General features: G+C 33.7%; 2 protein-coding genes. Both read left to right on the top strand.

The annotated features are described in order from the left end of the window. The coding region (locus O9295_RS21510) for an IS607 family transposase (RefSeq protein WP_288035215.1) at positions 1 to 574 on the top strand (574 nt) is incomplete at its 5' end. Beyond that, positions 546 to 1784 (top strand): RNA-guided endonuclease InsQ/TnpB family protein, encoded by a 1239-nt coding sequence (locus tag O9295_RS21505; protein WP_046661938.1) that lies wholly within the window; start codon positions 546 to 548, stop codon positions 1782 to 1784. The genes O9295_RS21510 and O9295_RS21505, both read left to right, overlap by 29 nt. The last annotated feature ends 9 nt before the right edge of the window (positions 1785 to 1793 follow it).

The following is a 1793-nucleotide window of genomic DNA, read 5'->3' as shown; positions in this document are numbered from 1 at the left end:
TAAGAAAAAAGGGATCAGTTATGACACTGCTTGGAGAATGTGGAATCGAGGGCAGTTACAAGGAGAACGTCTTCCTACAGGAACAATTATTATTTTTGAAGATGACCGTTCTTGCGGTGAAAATAAAGTAGCTATTTATGCGCGAGTTTCTAGTTCAGAAAATAAATCTAACTTAGAGACTCAGGCAAAAAGATTGGAAGCTTATTGTATTGCGAAAGGCTATCAAATTGTTCGAGTAGTTAAAGAAGTAGGAAGTGGAGTCAATGATCATCGAAAGCTATTATTAAAACTTCTAGAACAAACTGATTATAATTTGATTGTCGTAGAACATAAAGATCGTTTAAGCAGAGTAGGGTTTAATTATCTGAAAGTTCTTTTAACTCAAACAAATAGAGATCTAGAGGTCGTTAATCTAGCAGAAGAAAGAAAAGACGATTTAAGGCAAGACTTCGTGAGCATAATTACCTCATTTTGCGCTCGATTATACTCATTAAGACGACGAAATAGAAAGACAGAATGTTTAATTAAATGCCTTGAGGAGAATGATGAAATTAGTTCAAAAACATCTAATTAAATTTAATCACAAAAATTATTCAGTAATTGATAAATTAGGATTTTTATCGAAGAATCTGTATAATTGTGCTGTTTATTTAAACCGTCAAGTTTTCTTTTCACATCAACCATTTTTAACAATGACTGAGTTACATCATGCCTTAAAAATGAGTCCAGATTATCAAGCCTTACCCGCCAAAGTAAGTCAGTTAGTATTAAAGCAAGTAGAAAAAACCTTTAAATCCTACCAAAAAGCGAAAGAACAATACAAAAAATCGCCAGATAAATTTACAGGAGAGCCTAAGTTGCCAAGATACAAAGACAAGGAAAAAGGTAGAAACGTTTTAACTTATAACTATCAAGCCATTTCTAAAAAAGCGTTGAAGCAAGGTTTAATCAAGCTATCAGGGACTAATTTAGAATTTAAAACTAATTTAAAGGAAGTTTTAGAGGTCAGGATTATTCCTAAATTGGGTGCTTATTGTTTAGAGATTGTCTATGAACAACCATCCTCATCAAGTCAAGAGGGAGAAAGATATGCTTTTATCGATTTAGGCTTAAATAACCTAGCTGCTGTTACCTCTAATATTCCCGAATTTCAGCCAACTTTAGTATGTGGAAAAGCCTTAAAATCCTGCAATCAAAAGTACAACAAGACACTAGCTAAACTCAAATCGGAATTACCCAGTCTACAGAAGACCAGTAAAAGAATACAAGGTTTAACTTTAAAGCGTAATTGCCAGGTGGATTATTACCTCCACACCGCTAGTAAATATATTATTGATAAATTACTAGCTCATCAAATTAACCTTTTAGTTATTGGTCATAATCAAGGCTGGAAACAAAACATTAATATTGGAGATAGAAATAACCAGTCATTCGTAAATATTCCTCATTCAAGGTTTATCGAACAACTTACCTATAAAGCAAATTTAGTAGGAATAGAGGTCAAAACAACTAATGAAAGCTATACCTCTAAATGTAGTTTCTTGGACTTAGAGTCTATTCAAAAGCAAAAAAGCTATTTGGGCAAGAGAATTAAAAGAGGACTATTCAGAAGCTCGTCGGGTTATTTCTATGGAGCAGATATTAATGGTTCCTTAAATATTGGAAGAAAGGTAGTCGGAGAGGCCGCCTTTAGCGGGAATCCGATAGAGAGGTTCGTAGTTAACCCAGTACGGGTCAAAGCGTACAAAGCTAATTCTAGATGCAATATTTGCGTACAGAATTAGTAACTATTC

The organism is Microcystis sp. LE18-22.4A, from assembly GCF_027531105.1.
Lineage (GTDB): Bacteria > Cyanobacteriota > Cyanobacteriia > Cyanobacteriales > Microcystaceae > Microcystis > Microcystis aeruginosa.
This window is presented reverse-complemented; position numbering and strand designations above follow the sequence as displayed.

Excerpts from the sequence above, each read along its gene's own strand:
- O9295_RS21505 (WP_046661938.1), top strand. The coding sequence starts at position 546 with ATGAAATTAGTTCAAAAACATCTAATTAAATTTAATCACAAAAATTAT.